Annotated in this window: 13 protein-coding genes, 1 tRNA gene and 1 pseudogene; 7 read left to right on the forward strand and 8 right to left on the reverse strand. The window is 51.8% G+C overall.

Annotated features, from left to right (window positions below; genetic code table 11):
* The first annotated feature begins 83 nt into the window (after positions 1–83).
* Both JTM80_RS18385 and JTM80_RS18390 read left to right on the forward strand, forming a co-directional pair.
* Positions 84–157, forward strand: a tRNA-Val gene (locus JTM80_RS18385).
* Positions 158–662: 505 nt separating this feature from the next.
* Positions 663–1,712, forward strand: coding sequence for a glycoside hydrolase family 19 protein (locus tag JTM80_RS18390; protein WP_205370020.1), 1,050 nt, complete (start codon positions 663–665; stop codon positions 1,710–1,712).
* 22 nt (positions 1,713–1,734) lie between these two features.
* Here JTM80_RS18390 and JTM80_RS18395 read toward each other — a convergent pair whose 3' ends face one another.
* Both JTM80_RS18395 and JTM80_RS18400 read right to left on the reverse strand, forming a co-directional pair.
* On the reverse strand, positions 1,735–3,123 hold the full coding sequence (locus JTM80_RS18395) for a glutamine synthetase family protein (protein ID WP_172357320.1): 1,389 nt from the start codon (positions 3,121–3,123) through the stop codon (positions 1,735–1,737).
* A gap of 75 nt (positions 3,124–3,198) precedes the next feature.
* Entirely contained in the window at positions 3,199–4,647 is a 1,449-nt protein-coding gene (locus JTM80_RS18400) for an aldehyde dehydrogenase (RefSeq protein WP_205370021.1), read from the reverse strand.
* 622 nt (positions 4,648–5,269) lie between these two features.
* Between JTM80_RS18400 and JTM80_RS18405 the strand changes: the two genes are divergently transcribed.
* Positions 5,270–6,244: a transposase gene (locus JTM80_RS18405; protein WP_205371237.1), complete on the forward strand. Its 975-nt coding sequence runs from the start codon at positions 5,270–5,272 to the stop codon at positions 6,242–6,244.
* A gap of 86 nt (positions 6,245–6,330) precedes the next feature.
* Here the strand turns inward: JTM80_RS18405 and JTM80_RS18410 are convergent, their stop codons facing one another.
* Positions 6,331–7,143, reverse strand: coding sequence for a FadR/GntR family transcriptional regulator (locus tag JTM80_RS18410; protein WP_205370023.1), 813 nt, complete (start codon positions 7,141–7,143; stop codon positions 6,331–6,333).
* A gap of 266 nt (positions 7,144–7,409) precedes the next feature.
* Between JTM80_RS18410 and JTM80_RS18415 the strand changes: the two genes are divergently transcribed.
* The 4 genes from JTM80_RS18415 (at position 7,410) to JTM80_RS18430 (ending at position 10,568) form a co-directional block, all read left to right on the forward strand.
* Positions 7,410–7,787, forward strand: a complete 378-nt coding sequence (locus JTM80_RS18415; protein ID WP_205370025.1) for a helix-turn-helix domain-containing protein — start codon at positions 7,410–7,412, stop codon at positions 7,785–7,787.
* Positions 7,788–8,008: 221 nt separating this feature from the next.
* Positions 8,009–9,072, forward strand: a protein-coding gene (locus tag JTM80_RS18420) for an ISKra4 family transposase (RefSeq protein WP_205370027.1) whose coding sequence is annotated in 2 segments (ribosomal slippage) — positions 8,009–8,165 and positions 8,165–9,072 — 1,065 coding nt in all. Because the reading frame shifts where the segments join, the coding sequence is not laid out codon by codon here.
* Positions 9,073–9,091: 19 nt separating this feature from the next.
* Positions 9,092–9,565, forward strand: coding sequence for a transposase (locus tag JTM80_RS18425; protein ID WP_205370029.1), 474 nt, complete (start codon positions 9,092–9,094; stop codon positions 9,563–9,565).
* A 28-nt stretch (positions 9,566–9,593) separates the two neighbouring features.
* Positions 9,594–10,568, forward strand: a complete 975-nt coding sequence (locus tag JTM80_RS18430) for a transposase (protein ID WP_205371237.1) — start codon at positions 9,594–9,596, stop codon at positions 10,566–10,568.
* A gap of 498 nt (positions 10,569–11,066) precedes the next feature.
* On the opposite strand, the gene JTM80_RS18435 is transcribed toward JTM80_RS18430, so the two are convergent.
* The 5 genes and pseudogenes from JTM80_RS18435 to argC all read right to left on the reverse strand — a co-directional run bounded on the left by JTM80_RS18435 (position 11,067) and on the right by argC (position 14,451).
* The gene (locus tag JTM80_RS18435; RefSeq protein ID WP_255548811.1) at positions 11,067–11,441 is read right to left on the reverse strand and encodes a hypothetical protein; all 375 of its coding nucleotides are present in this window, start codon (positions 11,439–11,441) and stop codon (positions 11,067–11,069) included.
* Positions 11,442–11,522: pseudogene (locus JTM80_RS23535) on the reverse strand (methyltransferase domain-containing protein); the annotation flags it as partial. It lies immediately after the preceding gene.
* Positions 11,523–11,658: 136 nt separating this feature from the next.
* Positions 11,659–12,972, reverse strand: a complete 1,314-nt coding sequence (locus JTM80_RS18440) for an NF041680 family putative transposase (RefSeq protein ID WP_205369514.1) — start codon at positions 12,970–12,972, stop codon at positions 11,659–11,661.
* 84 nt (positions 12,973–13,056) lie between these two features.
* Positions 13,057–13,332, reverse strand: coding sequence for a hypothetical protein (locus tag JTM80_RS18445; protein WP_205370031.1), 276 nt, complete (start codon positions 13,330–13,332; stop codon positions 13,057–13,059).
* Positions 13,333–13,386: 54 nt separating this feature from the next.
* Positions 13,387–14,451: an N-acetyl-gamma-glutamyl-phosphate reductase gene (gene argC, locus JTM80_RS18450; RefSeq protein WP_172357221.1), complete on the reverse strand. Its 1,065-nt coding sequence runs from the start codon at positions 14,449–14,451 to the stop codon at positions 13,387–13,389.
* Positions 14,452–14,691: the final 240 nt, after the last annotated feature.

Below are 14,691 nucleotides of genomic sequence, written 5' to 3' on the forward strand. Positions count from 1 at the left end.
AGCATTTCAGCCAGCGTTCTATAAAATTGGGGACAAAAAGCTTGATGCGATCGCCCAAGGCTGCTATATTAGTAGACTGTTCAGGACGCATAGCTCAGTTGGTTAGAGCACCACGTTGACATCGTGGGGGTCACTGGTTCGAGTCCAGTTGTGTCCACTGAGTCTGCGTTTATTGGCTGGAGTTGGCCTTCTTGCATCTGGTTTGTAGCCAGTTTTTTAGGCAATTTCTGACCGATTTCTAGCCAGTTGGGAAACGGGTCGAGTCTTTGTCTGGAATTCTACGGCCAGAGCGTGAAGTATCTGGCAAGACGGCACAACACGCTCTGGACACCGTTTCACACCATTTCACCACTTCAAAGTGCCGTTTCACAGGTTCGAGTTTGCGATTCAGGATTGACCAGGCAGCTTGTTTGACCAGGCAGATTGCTGTTGGCTGTAGGATTTTCCAGATTGACTTGACCGCTTAAACACAAGATTGCCGTGTGAAGACGGATTTCATAGCGGGTCGTTGTGCTGCGGACGTGAGTTTGGGCATTCTAAACTAAGTCATTCAGCACGCATCTGCTAATCAAAACGCGCTGCCGCGATCGCTCGTTCAGTTTTGCCCCAGTCAGCGCGATCGCACGCTGTGTTGTCATCACTTCAGAATCAGGGAAATCGCCATGACTAATGCTTCGGTTAATAATGCGACCAATTCCGCGCCCAGTAGCGCTGCCAGTCCTGCGCCTACGCTTGATAGCGCAAAACTTAGGACATATCGAGATTACGGAATTAGTCGCTTTGAGCAGCTTCTGCTGCAATTGCCACCCCAGCCCCACGATGCCGATCGGTTCCTAGATCGGGCGATTCGTCAGCTCACGGGGTTGCCGCCTGCGCCTGCCAGTGCCCATCCCTATCACGGCATCTATGGCACAACGTTCACTATGGCCCATTATCGAGATGGGGGGAGCGATCGCCTGCGAGATCTGCTGATGAAACAGCCAGAGCTACACGCGCTGGATGAAGAAATCGACTCGTTTATCCGACTGCTCTCCGATTTGCCTGCCCGTCCTGCCGGAACCTTACCCTACGTGCGGCTATTTATCTTACCTCAGGACGCACCGCCCCAGCCCCCGCCGCCCAATACCCAGGCCAACTATCCCCCCGCAAAACGGCAATTCGTTACGACAGATCAGATTTTGCAGATCATCGGCTCTAGCCAATTGCGCGATCGCGTAACTGCCATGACCCCCGGCATCAACGCCACCTTCGAGCGGTTTGAAATCAACACTCCCCTGCGAATGGCCCATTTCTTTGGTCAGGTGTTGCACGAAAGCGGGGGATTCCGCTATCTGCGCGAAATCTGGGGCCCGACAGATGCCCAGCGCCGCTACGAGCCGCCGTCGAGCCTAGCGCGAAATCTCGGCAACACGCAACCGGGCGATGGCGCACGCTATATGGGGCGCGGCGTAATTCAGCTAACGGGTCGCTCCAACTATGCTCAGTTTTCCAGGGCAATGGGGGTCGATTTTGTAGCAAACCCCGATTTGGTTGCGTCGCCGCAGTATGCCGTCACTGCCGCCGGGTGGTTCTGGCAAACCCGCAACATCAACCAACATGCTGACCGCGATGACCTGATTGCTGTAACCCGCGTGGTAAACGGCGGGCGCAACGGTCTGGCCGATCGCCAAAGATACCTGAACCGGGCAAAGCAGGTGCTAGGCGTTCGCTGATCGACGGGGGATTAGAGGGGGATCAGGCCCGTTCAAAATAGCGGGCCCGCTCCCAACTCGTCACCACTTCATCGAATTTGCGCTGCTCAGTTTTGAAGAAGTGCAGATAGTGGTCAATCGTGGCTTCGCCAAAGGTGTCCCGCGCCCACTGGCTCTTTTCCAGTTCGTGAATGGACTCATTCAGGCTGTGGGGCACCTGCGGCAAATCCCGTGCCTCGTACACATCGCCCTCAAACATCGGCGGCGGCTCGATCTGGTTTTTGATGCCGTCGAGTCCAGCAGCGAGGGTAGCAGCAAAGGCAAGATAAGGATTGGCATCGGCTCCCGGTGCGCGACACTCTAGCCGCAGCGAGGGGCCATGTCCCAAAATGCGAAAGCCCGCTGTGCGGTTGTCATAGGACCAGGCAATGCCCGTTGGCGCAAAGGAACCCGCTACGTAGCGCTTGTAGGATGTGGGATAGGGCGCGTAGAACGGGAAGATTTCGCGGATATGCGCCATCCAGCCGCCGAGGAACCAGCGAAACAGCGGCGAACTATGCACCGGGCCGAAGGCTTCCTTACCGGGGAACAGCGCTATCTTACCTTCCTGATCCCACAAGCTGGCGTGTAGGTGCATACTCGACCCGGCGTAGCGCTCGTCCCACTTGGACATGAACGTAACGGCGACGTTGCTTTGCCAGGCAATTTCCTTGGCGGCGTGCTTGTAGAGAATGTGGCGATCGCACATTTCCAAAAAATCTGCGTAGCGTAAGTTAATCTCCTGCTGCCCCGGCCCCCATTCGCCCTTCGAGAACTCGACAGGAATTCCCGATCGCTCCAAATGCTTGCGGATTGAGCCAATGAGAAACTCTTCCTTGGTGCCCTGGAAAATATGATAATCCTCAATGTAGCTGCCGATGGGCTGAAGGTCATGATAGTTCTTTTGCCGTGCGGTTTCGTAGGAATCGGCAAAGACGTATAGCTCCAGTTCCGAAGCCCCTTTAGCAACATAGCCCAGCGACTTGGCCCGTTCTACCTGCGTCTTCAGCAGGCTGCGCGGCGCAATCTCAACCCGCGCATCCTCTTCTTCGTTGTAAACATCGCACAGCACGATCGCCGTTTTCTTTAGCCAAGACGCAACTCGTAGCGTACTCAGATCAGGAATCATGCGAAAGTCGCCATAGCCACTGGCCCAACTGGTGAAGCTGTATCCCGGAACCGGGTCCATTTCCATGTCGCAGGCCAGCAAATAATCGCAGGCGTGAACGCCATCTTGCAGCACGTCGTTCACGAAAAAATCGCCCGTGATCCGCTTGCCGATCAGCCGTCCATAGAGGTCTGGAAACACGGTGAGGATGGTTTCAATCTGCTCATCCTGAACAAGCTGCGTCAGCATTTCGACGGTCAATCGTCCACGAGAAGAAGAATACATAAAGGAATACAAAATAGAAGGATTAAAGAATGGGGAGTGTTGGGCTAGAGAAGTGACAAAGAGACGGACGCTCCATCACTCTGCAATGAAGATACTCTTCCACTCACTGTAATGATCTAACACGGCGAGTCCCAGTTCGCGACCGATGCCGCTGTGCTTCACGCCACCGAAGGGGGCTTCCAGGTGGACGCTGTGGCCCGTGTTGATGGAGAGAACGCCCGTTTCGATGGCGCGGGCAATGCGGAGGGCGCGGCCAATGTCGCGGGTCCAGATAGAGCCAGAGAGTCCGTAGAGACTGGTGTTGGCGATCGCCACGGCTTCTTCCTCGGTGTCAAACGGGATAGCACAGAGAACTGGGCCAAAGATTTCTTCCTGGGCAATTCGCATATTGGGCGTGGCGTGGGCAAAGAGGGCAGGCGTGAGGTACGCGCCCCGGTCGAGCGGGGATTCGGTGGGCACTGTGCCGCCGCAGAGCAAGGTTGCGCCTTCCTGCTGCCCCAGCGTGATATAATCCAACACGCGATCGCGCTGCTGGGTAGAAATCAGCGTACCAATTTCCGTCGATTCGTCGAGCGGTGGGCCAATTCGGAGCGCCTGGAATTGCTGCGTCAGGCAATGCAAAAACTCGTCGTAAACCGGGCGCTGAATCAACAGGCGCGATCGCGCACAGCAGTCCTGCCCGGCATTGCCCAGCACGCTCCACATTACCTTGGGAACCGCCAAATCCAGATCCGCATCGGCAAACACCAGATTCGCCGACTTGCCGCCCAGTTCCAGCGTCACGCGCTTGAGATCGTCTGCCGCAGTCCGCATGACGTGCATTCCAATTTCAGTCGAGCCAGTGAAGGAGATCTTTCGCACTAGCGGATGCCGCAGCAGCGCCTCGCCTGCCACCGATCCCGCACCAGGAACCACGTTAAACACACCGGGCGGAATGCCTGCTTCTAGGGCCAGTTCGCCCAACCGCAGCGCTGTGAGCGGCGTTTGGGTTGCAGGCTTTAGCACCACTGGATTGCCCATTGCTAGGGCAGGCGCGACCTTCCAGGCGGTGATGGCGATGGGAAAGTTCCACGGCGCAATCAGCCCACACACGCCGATGGGTTCTCGAAAGGTTAGATGGGTGCCCGCCGCAGCCACAGGAGTTGTCTGTCCGCCGATCTTATTCACTACCCCGGCGTAATACTCGAAGCAGTCTGCGGCCAGGTTCACCTCGTCGCGGGCATCGCGGATGGGCTTGCCGACGTTGCGGCTTTCCAGTTGGGCCAGCGGTTCCAAATTTTCGCGGATGAGGGTCGCCAGCTTCAGCAACAGTTGGGTGCGATCGCGGCTATTGACTCTGCGCCAGGGCGATCGCACTTGGTCGGCAACCTGCACGGCCCGATCGACATCATCGGCTGCGGCAGCGGCGACTTTGATCCAGGCATCACCTGTGGCGGGGTCGATGAGTTCGGTATATTGCCCTGAGTCAGCGGGTAGGCGATCGCCTCCAATCAATAAATCTTGCGTCACAAAACCTTGCGTCACACTATCACCATCTGTATCAAGTCTGTATCAAGTCCACGGTCGGGACATTTTCAACACATTGTTCAAGCGGATCGCAACAGTGCAAATCAAGCACCAATCAACGGTCTAAGCCAATAACGCAGCCATGCCAATGTGAACCATGCAAGCTATGTAGATTGAATGTTCTGAGTGGACATGGATGCAAAAGCAAAAAGGCAGCGTCCACCCAAAGGTCTGAATCTATTCCATTCAACCTCAGAGCTAAAAGTATGCGGTTATTCCGTATGCTTCCGTAGCTAGCGCTACAAAGTTTGGATTCTGGTGATCCAACCTAAGATACACCTTAAAAAGATACACCTTAAAACGTGATAGCGATGTGTGGCGATCGCCAAAAGTATTGAAATGGCTCGGTAAGCAACGAAGCCCACTACAAAGCCCACTTCTAGGCCGATGGCTCGTGTTCAAGACTTGCCCTAGTCTGCTCAAAACATCAAATGCAAACGTCAAATGCAAACGTCAAATGCAAAAGTTTCCAGGCGTAGAAGTTGCTCTAGAACAGAAGTGTTGAAAGATAGCTCAACATACAAAAAATGGGGGCAGAATATTGTATTCTAGCCCCCAGCAAACAAAAACAATGTTTAAGATGCTAGTGTCATTTCCTGCGCTTGTCAAACCGATACTCAAGCAGTTGTGCCCACATAACTATCCTGTTTTGAACTCTCGCTTATTCTTTGAAATCTGGTTGACCTTCGTTTTAGACCAGGGTTTAACGAGCATGAGAAGCCTGTTTTATCGTCTCAACAAAGCAGGAATCAAGGTTGATATTTCCACCTTTTCTAAAGCCTGCAAGACTCGACAGGATGAACACTTTTGTCGCATCTACGCTGAGCTCATAAGACAGCTAAAACAAAAAAATCCAGCGACAGCACAGATGCTGTTTCCCATTGATTCAACGGTCATCACATTGACAAGCAAGTTGTTCTGGATGCAAGGCTATCATCAAGTCAAATTGCTTAATGGAGTCAACTTAACGCAAGGTAATCCCAGTGAATGCCTGATTCATTTTGGTCAAGGACATGACGCAAAATTTGCTGACAGAGTGACAGGAATGATTCCTGAAGATGCCATCGGCGTCATGGATAGAGGCTTTGCCAGTTGGGATTTCCTTGACCAATTAAGCCAGGATCAGACTCGCTTTGTTGTCCGCCTTAAGAACACGATGAAGACCGAGTTTGAGCATGAGCGATATCGAGTGGTTTGGTTTTGTGACTTAGAGAGCCAAACGGAGTTTCGGCTGGCGACCAATGTAGAACTGATGACGAATGAAGAGATTAGTGAAGTCTATCGCCATCGGTGGCAGATAGAAGTGCTGTGGAAGTTTCTAAAGATGCACTTGAAGCTAGATAAACTAATCTCTAAGAGTGTCAATGGAGTCACCATTCAAATCTACATGGTGTTGATTGCCTATCTGATTCTGCAATTGATAGAAATTCCAGAGTTTTATGGTCATCAATTACTAGATAAGTTGCGCTATTTGCAACTTGAATTGAGTCGTCGTTGTTCGATTGTCCATTGGAGCTACGATCTGCTGCCAGAGACACTCGTAGGAGCTTCGTAGGGTTGAATGTAAAGTTTTATGTCTCAATTCAACACTTCTGGCTCTAGAAATATCTCAAAATATCTCAAAATACCTCAAACCAACTTTCATAGCAGAGCATTCAAGTAGCTGTTAGTAGCCAAAATATGCTCCTGAATTTTAACGCGGGCGAGGTCGGGTCGTCCCACGCAGATGGCATCTACAATCAACTGATGCTGATCATTGGCATGGAGACACTGGGATTTGCTATAGGGCGCGGCTGTCAGCAAATCCGACAGTTCAGCATGAACCTCTGCAACAACCGACGACAGCCGATCGGTCTGGGTTGCGGCGGCAATCAGCAGATGAAACCGCGTATCTAGCTTGCGATATTCTGCATGGTTGTCTGCTTGCTCCATTGCATTAACCAGCGCTTGTAGTTCCCACTTTTGCTCGTCGGTCGCCCGTTGAGCGGCTAGCTCTACCACGCCCGACTCCACCACCAGTCGATGATCCAAAATGCCTGTAATCGAAGTTCCCCTTGCGCTAAGGCGGGTTCGCAGATTTTGTAATGTTTCGGGCACCGGGTGCTTGGAAACAAAGGTGCCCCCCGTGCGTCCCCGACGCGCTACCAAAATGCCCTGCTCGGTCATCAGGCGAATTGCCTCTCGAACGGTAGCCCGACTCACGCCCATAATATCGGCTATTTCCCGTTCGCTCGGCAGTTGGTCGCCGGGTTCATACAGCCCCATCTTCACCGCTGAACTGAGCCGCTCTAGAGTGACTTCAAAGGCGTTGACCGTTGGCTTTGGGCCTCGCAGGAGGGCATCAGCCGATTGTCGCGATGTGTTGAAGCTGAGCAGTTCGGTGCTGTAGGGCGCAATTGAAACGGAGGAGTTTGTTTGCTGTTGTGACGTTTCGTTTTGGTGCAGGATAGTCATCAGGTGGGAGCGTTTTCTATCACGTCAAAAATAAGAGCGAACTCAAAAATTTACGGGGTGATCTTATGGGGCGATCGCCCTGATAGATTTCACAATATTTTTCATAACATCACATACCTGTCCAAACATCCACCCAATAGATAGGACAGTTAAGACCGTTTAGGAAATGGTTTCTGTGCCGTGAGTTTGAAATATAGCAATTTCTAGCCTAGTGAGGCGTATTTTGATATAATCTATTCAGTGAATTTACTTTACCCTTAACTCAAATGCGACCCTACTCACTAGATCTTAGACAAAAAATTATTGATGTCTACATTGAAGGGAATACGTCGCAACGTCAAATCGCTCAACAATTTCGAGTTGCTTACAGTTTCGTGCGAAAGCTGATCAAACAATATCGGGAAACAGGTGAGATTGCCCCCAAACGCCGCACTGAGCAAACGCCAACCAAATTAAGTAATGAGCAACTAGAGATCCTAAAAACGATTGCTGAATCAAATCATGACGCGACATTGGCAGAGTTGTGTGACTTGCTGGAACAAAGGGTCGGTGTTCGGATTGGCGTTTCGACGATGTTTCGTATGTTAGAGAAACTGAACTTAACCCTTAAAAAAAACGCTGTATCCCGACAAAAAGGAAACTGAACGGGTGCAAATCGAACGAGTCAAATTTTGGCAACTGGTTCGAGGATTCCTGGCTCAAGACTTAATCTTTATTGACGAATCAGGAGTGAACCTGGCTTTGACTCGACTCCGGGCACGTGCCCCGAAAGGAAAACGAGCCCATGGCAAGCGGGGAGCATCCCACTTTCGCGAAAACAGTGCGAAGGGTGAGAATGGGAGGGTAGCCCCAGGGATGACTCACCATGACACCTGAAGACCAAAAGCGATTGGAAGCTTGTACAGCAGAGATCGCCGAGATTTTGTATCGCAATAGCAACCGAGAGGGGCTCGATAGTCTAGAAGGCATCGAGCAGACTGTACGACGGCAAATGCTAGAGGAGGTGAGCCCTCGAGTTGCCCTTTTTTTGTCAACCAGAAAGCCTACCCCGCCCGAGGCCGGGTTCGCCGATTGAAGAGTTTGGTAGGGGTCCTTGAGATTCGTCAAAGTCAGGCAGAACGGTTAGGCGTAAAGGCTTACAGCCGTCTCAGTGGTGGCCTAGAGAAAGCCAACCTACGCTTAAGTGCCAACGAATCGTTTCAAGATGCAGAGGATGACATCGTAGCCCTGACCGGGATGCGGGTCGGGCACTCGACCCAACAACGTCTGGTGGGGCGTCAGTCGTTCGAGTCTGCCGAGGCTAAACAAGGCGTCAGTGAGGTCAGCATTGATGGCGGCAAAGTCCGTCTGCGTGACCTGCTAGAGTCCGATAGCCCGTGGCGAGACTACAAAGCGGTGCGGGTGGAGGGGATTGATTACAACGCCTTCTTCCAAGACAATGACAGCTTGATTGATTATCTCAGCGCTCAACGCTTGCTCTCCCCACTGGTCTGTCTGGGCGATGGTCACGCTGGGGTGTGGAATCTGTTTGCTCAACTCACCACCGTTGAGACCCGTTGGGAAATCCTCGATTGGTACCATCTCAAAGAAAACCTCTACAAAGTCGGTGGGTCGCTCAAGCGCTTAGCAGCGGCGGAAATGCTGTTATGGCAAGGTCAAGTGGAAGCCGCCAGGGCCCTCTTTGCCGACTGTCGGCGCAAGCAAGCCCGCAATTTTGAAGCCTATCTGAGCACCCATCGCTCTCGCATCGTGAATTATGGGTTCTACCAGGCTGAGCAACTCTGTTCTATTGGATCAGGAGCCGTAGAATCGGCTGTCAAACAGATTGGGCGACGCCTCCAAATTTCGGGTGCTCGCTGGAATACGGCCTCCGTTAATGCCATGTTGAGTCTGCGCTGTGCCTACCTCAATGGACAGCTCGCCAGTTGACTGTTTCATCGAAAGTGGGATGCTCCTTGGCAAGCGTCCCAGCAAACGAGGGAAACGGGTCTCGATTCTTGGTGCAATTAGCCTTAAAAAGGTAATTACCTATTCCAATCTCATCGGTTCAGTCGATGGACTTACCTTTGAAGCCTTCATTTCCCAGAGACTCGTTCCTAAGTTGTGGAAAGGGGCATGTGTCATCATGGATAACTGCTCGATTCATCTTGGTGAAGAAGTTAGGAGGTTGATTGAGGATGCAGGTGCTAAACTGATGTTTCTACCGCCGTACTCGCCGGACTTTTCACCCATCGAGAATTGCTTTTCAAAGATTAAGAGTATTCTGCGCTCCCTTGGGGCACGGAGCTATCTTGATCTAGACAAAGCCATTGAGGAGTCCTTCTCCCAAGTGTCATTGAATGACCTACAGAATTGGTTCTCCCCAGAAGTGTTGAAAGATAGCTCAACATACAAAAAATGGGGGCAGAATATTGTATTCTAGCCCCCAGCAAACAAAAACAATGTTTAAGATGCTAGTGTCATTTCCTGCGCTTGTCAAACCGATACTCAAGCAGTTGTGCCCACATAACTATCCTGTTTTGAACTCTCGCTTATTCTTTGAAATCTGGTTGACCTTCGTTTTAGACCAGGGTTTAACGAGCATGAGAAGCCTGTTTTATCGTCTCAACAAAGCAGGAATCAAGGTTGATATTTCCACCTTTTCTAAAGCCTGCAAGACTCGACAGGATGAACACTTTTGTCGCATCTACGCTGAGCTCATAAGACAGCTAAAACAAAAAAATCCAGCGACAGCACAGATGCTGTTTCCCATTGATTCAACGGTCATCACATTGACAAGCAAGTTGTTCTGGATGCAAGGCTATCATCAAGTCAAATTGCTTAATGGAGTCAACTTAACGCAAGGTAATCCCAGTGAATGCCTGATTCATTTTGGTCAAGGACATGACGCAAAATTTGCTGACAGAGTGACAGGAATGATTCCTGAAGATGCCATCGGCGTCATGGATAGAGGCTTTGCCAGTTGGGATTTCCTTGACCAATTAAGCCAGGATCAGACTCGCTTTGTTGTCCGCCTTAAGAACACGATGAAGACCGAGTTTGAGCATGAGCGATATCGAGTGGTTTGGTTTTGTGACTTAGAGAGCCAAACGGAGTTTCGGCTGGCGACCAATGTAGAACTGATGACGAATGAAGAGATTAGTGAAGTCTATCGCCATCGGTGGCAGATAGAAGTGCTGTGGAAGTTTCTAAAGATGCACTTGAAGCTAGATAAACTAATCTCTAAGAGTGTCAATGGAGTCACCATTCAAATCTACATGGTGTTGATTGCCTATCTGATTCTGCAATTGATAGAAATTCCAGAGTTTTATGGTCATCAATTACTAGATAAGTTGCGCTATTTGCAACTTGAATTGAGTCGTCGTTGTTCGATTGTCCATTGGAGCTACGATCTGCTGCCAGAGACACTCGTAGGAGCTTCGTAGGGTTGAATGTAAAGTTTTATGTCTCAATTCAACACTTCTGGGTTCTCCCATTGCTGTTACTATGCCTCGCCAGAATGAAAAACGCTATACCCTAACACAACCTTGAGAAAACTCAGAAGATCAGGGAGAAAACTCAGAAGATCAGGTCAAAAATCAATTCTTGTTGAGAATGGCAATGAGATTTCACTGGTTTAAGTGCCGAAAAATTTGCAATAAGGCAATTAATCGAGGTGCCCTGATGACTATTTTATGTTTGTGGCAAACTCCAATTTGTATAGGTTGTTCAACTCTCTATGCGACCTCCTCCCCAAGCCTGGGCTTGTATTTTCTAAAGGTTCCTGGTTGATGGATGAGGAGATTGAGTTTGTAAACTCAGAATTTTGCACTTTCAGTTCGGCCTAATGGCAGATACGATTGGTGAAATTGGGGCGATCGCCCAACCCTCATCCCCACACCACAAGATCCCTCATCTTAAATGAGTCATTGTAAAGAAAAAAGTCATTTTTTTCGCGCAATCCAGCAGAGATTGGCCGGCGTGCGCTGGCGATCGCCCAACAGCTTATCTGCCAATAGACTAGATAAGTTAAGGACGGTAATCACTGGAGACAGCAACAGCGCCATATTTGCATTAAACTGCTGGGAAACGCCGGGTTTACGCTGGCTGAGCAGCAGATCCATCACAATCATCAGCGCAGCCGCTCTAAAGACTCCCCCATTCCCTTCAATGTGGATGTCGCAATAACCTTGCTGCTGAAGCAGTTGCTTTATACCCAGCGCAGTGTAGCGGCGATAGTCGTGTGGTTCTAAATGAACTAGACCGACATGGGGAACGCTGCCAATGAAGTAGCCACCCGGCTTGAGGATTCGAGCCATCTCACGCATCGCTTGGCTTGGATCAAGAACATGCTCAAGCACTTGATTGCACAGAACGATATCAACTTCACTATCGCCCAAAGGAATATCCTCTGCCGTTCCGACTTTAGTTTGGACTAACTGGCATCACAATAATGCTCAACAGGATGCCATAAAGAATCTGCTCAACCGTTCATAACAGTTGAACTTAAGGAATTGGATACAATCCTGCTCGCAGTTAAGCTGCTGTTGCAACCGGACTGTTCAGGGATTGTTCGGATGTCTTGCGTTTCGAGGCTCGTTTTTTGACCATCGGATAGCAGGGACGAGGAGTTGGCTTGTGCCCCTTGCCTCGTCCTGGCGATTTACCACGAGGTTTAGGCGCAGGAGCAGGGGTGCCAATCGCTGCCAAAATGCCTGCAAACGCTTGTGCGACCCGACCCGGAGTCAACGTTTCTTGCGGTGCCTGCCAGGGCAAGGGGTGGTCAGTACAGTCCTTTCGCGCTAACCACAACTGCCAACTGAGCAACGGCATCAGGCTGCTCCACTGTTCGGTTGCCGATACAGAACTGAACTGGGGATGTGTCCAATATAGCCTCTGCTTGGCAAAGCGATACCAGTGTTCAATGGCAAAGCGACGGAGGTAGTGCAACCACAGGGTTTCTAACGGAGGCATCTGCTCACCCAGCCAAACTAACCACAAAGGAGCCAAGCGTCGCGTGCTGCTCTGTGTCTCCAGCACCTCCACGCGCAACACTTCCATTGCCCGTTTAGGGGATTTGCGGAAATGGTATGCACTCCAACGACTGACCCGCACTCGTCCCCAGTTGGGATCATCGACTTCAACGGTTTCGACCGGGACACTCCAAGTGTCAGGGTCATTGAGTTTCATCTTATGTCCATGCTTGGCAGGTGCGCCTCGCCCTCGATACGCTGGGGGCGCGCCATAGACACATCGATTGGATGTAACCCGCAGCAGCAAGTCTGCCTCAATCCCTGCCGTTTGGTTGACAAAACTGGCATTGCCGTACCCTCGGTCGTAGATCGCCAACGGACGCACCGCTAACTGCCGAGTCACTTGTTTGAGTTGGAATGCCGCTTTACTGGCGGGTGTTTCAAAGCTGGTGATGCGCTCATGCCGCAATGGTAATGCCCAACTGCCCCTGTCTTCAGCAATCCAGGCTAAGGTACTGTAGTTTTGTCCGGCTATCGGGGCATGTCCTGTTCTGCCTGATAAGGTGCGGTCTTTCAAACGCCTGGCAGCAGGACGGTTCCACCGACTCGCATCACCTGCCAACAACGGTTGCTGCTGAGTCGGTATCTGCTGCACCAACAGCTTCAGCACCTTTGATCGGGGTAGGCGGCTATCGCGCAACGCTTCATAGGGGCTCGACCACTGGCGACGAAAGACAGGACTCTGCGATAGCCTCACAAACGACACGATGCACGCACTCACTAACACGGCATCCATCAGATCAAACAGGGCATCTCTGGCGTTTCCCAAGCTGGCATACAACGTTTGGCGAAATTGCTGAAGTTCGTTGAAAATCATGGGGTCAATGTTGGTTGTACTTCATTGACCTTACGGCAGTCGGTGCTTCTCATTGACTGCCTTCCTCTTCACCATTAGTCCAAACTAAAGTTCCGACTCGCTGTTGGATCGGCCGCGTTTCGCCCAGCGGCAGCGCATCTGCCAAGTCAACAACAAGGTACTCCGATGTTTTGGACGCAAAAAAGGGAAAATAGGGCGATCGCCCACCCCCACATCCGCCAACCGCAAATTAGACCCCTCAATTTGGGCCACTGTGCGCTCCAAAAATCGCCGAATGTGGCGAACATTGTGCCAATTGAAGGCAAAGCAGGTGTTGTAGGGATGAACTCCTAAAATCCAATTTGCGAGAACCTGGCGCATGGGGATAGGCTATACAACCTGAGGGAGAGCTTCCAGCAGCTACGGGCTAAAACGTCAGGGATAAAACGTCAACTGTGGCAGCCCCAGCGTTTCTTCCCAGCCCATCATCAGGTTAAGGCACTGGAGCGCCTGACCCGCCTGTCCTTTCAGCAAGTTGTCGATGGCAGACATGACGATCACGCGGCCCGTGCGCGAATCTAATTCGATGCCGATGTAGCAGAGGTTCGTGCCGCAAGCCCACTTGGTTTGGGGATAAGTGCCGCTAGGCAGCACGCGCACCCACGGCGCATTGCGATAAAACGCGGAGTAGATTGTGTGCAAGTCGTCGCGCACCAGCCCCGGATCACGCATCGTGGCATAGATCGTCGCCAAAATACCGCGCACCATCGGCACTAGATGCGGCGTAAACTGCACCAGCACCTCATGCCCAGCCAAGTCACTACAGACCTGCTCGATTTCGGGCGTGTGGCGATGGCGACCGCCGACGTTGTAGGCGCGGAAGGAACTGTCGGCTTCGGCCAGCAGCATGTCCACCTTGGGGGGCTGGCGACCGCCGCCGGAGGTGCCCGATTTTGCGTCGATGATGGCCGTTTCGGGAATGATCAGCCCTTGCTTGAGCAGCGGCGCAAGGCCCAGCAGGCTGGCAGTCGGATAGCAGCCGGGACAGCCGACGAGTTGGGCTTCGGCGATGCGATCACGGTATAGCTCTGGCAGCCCGTACACTGCCCTGGGCGCAACCGCAAAATCGTCGCGATCGCCCCCATACCAGGTCTTATAGGTCTGCAAATCGCTGAACCGATAGTCGGCAGACAAGTCCAGCACCTTGCAGCCCTTGTCCAGCAGGCGCGGAGCCATCTTGTAGGCGAGGCCATTTGGTAAAGAGAGAAAGACAACCTGGCAGCGATCGCCAATCGCCTCTACATCCACCGACTCCACCGACAGATTCACTCGATGCCCCAGATGGGGATAGAGTTCTGCAAACGGCTTGCCCGCCGTGCTTTCGCCGCCCAGATAGACCAACTCCAGCTTGGGATGATCCAGCAACAGCCGGACCAGTTGAATGCCGCCATAGCCCGACGCGCCCACAATGCCGACGGGAATACGTTCTGAATCACCCATGATGATTGCCCTTATACAACGCTAGCCTCAGCAGTTTTCACTTCAACAGGTTCAGCCTCAACGGCTGCAAAAATCAGGTTTAGCATTCCATCGTTCAGCATTCTGTCATTGATCGACGGGTGTATACGACGGGTGCCTATATGGATGCATCTGAGAGGCATCTCAAAAGAGAAACCTCCAGATAAACCTCGATATCCTGCATCGCCTGATCGGGTGATGCCCAGCCCCAACCCAAAAACG

Origin of the sequence: Thermoleptolyngbya sp. PKUAC-SCTB121, assembly GCF_016919485.1 — a bacterium.
In the GTDB taxonomy this organism is placed as follows: domain Bacteria; phylum Cyanobacteriota; class Cyanobacteriia; order Elainellales; family Elainellaceae; genus Thermoleptolyngbya; species Thermoleptolyngbya sichuanensis.

Excerpts from the sequence above, each read along its gene's own strand:
- JTM80_RS18410 (WP_205370023.1), bottom strand. The coding sequence starts at position 7,143 with ATGACTATCCTGCACCAAAACGAAACGTCACAACAGCAAACAAACTCC.
- JTM80_RS18405 (WP_205371237.1), top strand. The coding sequence starts at position 5,270 with ATGCTAGTGTCATTTCCTGCGCTTGTCAAACCGATACTCAAGCAGTTG.
- JTM80_RS18390 (WP_205370020.1), top strand. The coding sequence starts at position 663 with ATGACTAATGCTTCGGTTAATAATGCGACCAATTCCGCGCCCAGTAGC.
- JTM80_RS18415 (WP_205370025.1), top strand. The coding sequence starts at position 7,410 with ATGCGACCCTACTCACTAGATCTTAGACAAAAAATTATTGATGTCTAC.
- argC (WP_172357221.1), bottom strand. The coding sequence starts at position 14,451 with ATGGGTGATTCAGAACGTATTCCCGTCGGCATTGTGGGCGCGTCGGGC.
- JTM80_RS18425 (WP_205370029.1), top strand. The coding sequence starts at position 9,092 with ATGCTCCTTGGCAAGCGTCCCAGCAAACGAGGGAAACGGGTCTCGATT.
- JTM80_RS18395 (WP_172357320.1), bottom strand. The coding sequence starts at position 3,123 with ATGTATTCTTCTTCTCGTGGACGATTGACCGTCGAAATGCTGACGCAG.
- JTM80_RS18430 (WP_205371237.1), top strand. The coding sequence starts at position 9,594 with ATGCTAGTGTCATTTCCTGCGCTTGTCAAACCGATACTCAAGCAGTTG.
- JTM80_RS18440 (WP_205369514.1), bottom strand. The coding sequence starts at position 12,972 with ATGATTTTCAACGAACTTCAGCAATTTCGCCAAACGTTGTATGCCAGC.
- JTM80_RS18445 (WP_205370031.1), bottom strand. The coding sequence starts at position 13,332 with ATGCGCCAGGTTCTCGCAAATTGGATTTTAGGAGTTCATCCCTACAAC.
- JTM80_RS18435 (WP_255548811.1), bottom strand. The coding sequence starts at position 11,441 with ATGGCTCGAATCCTCAAGCCGGGTGGCTACTTCATTGGCAGCGTTCCC.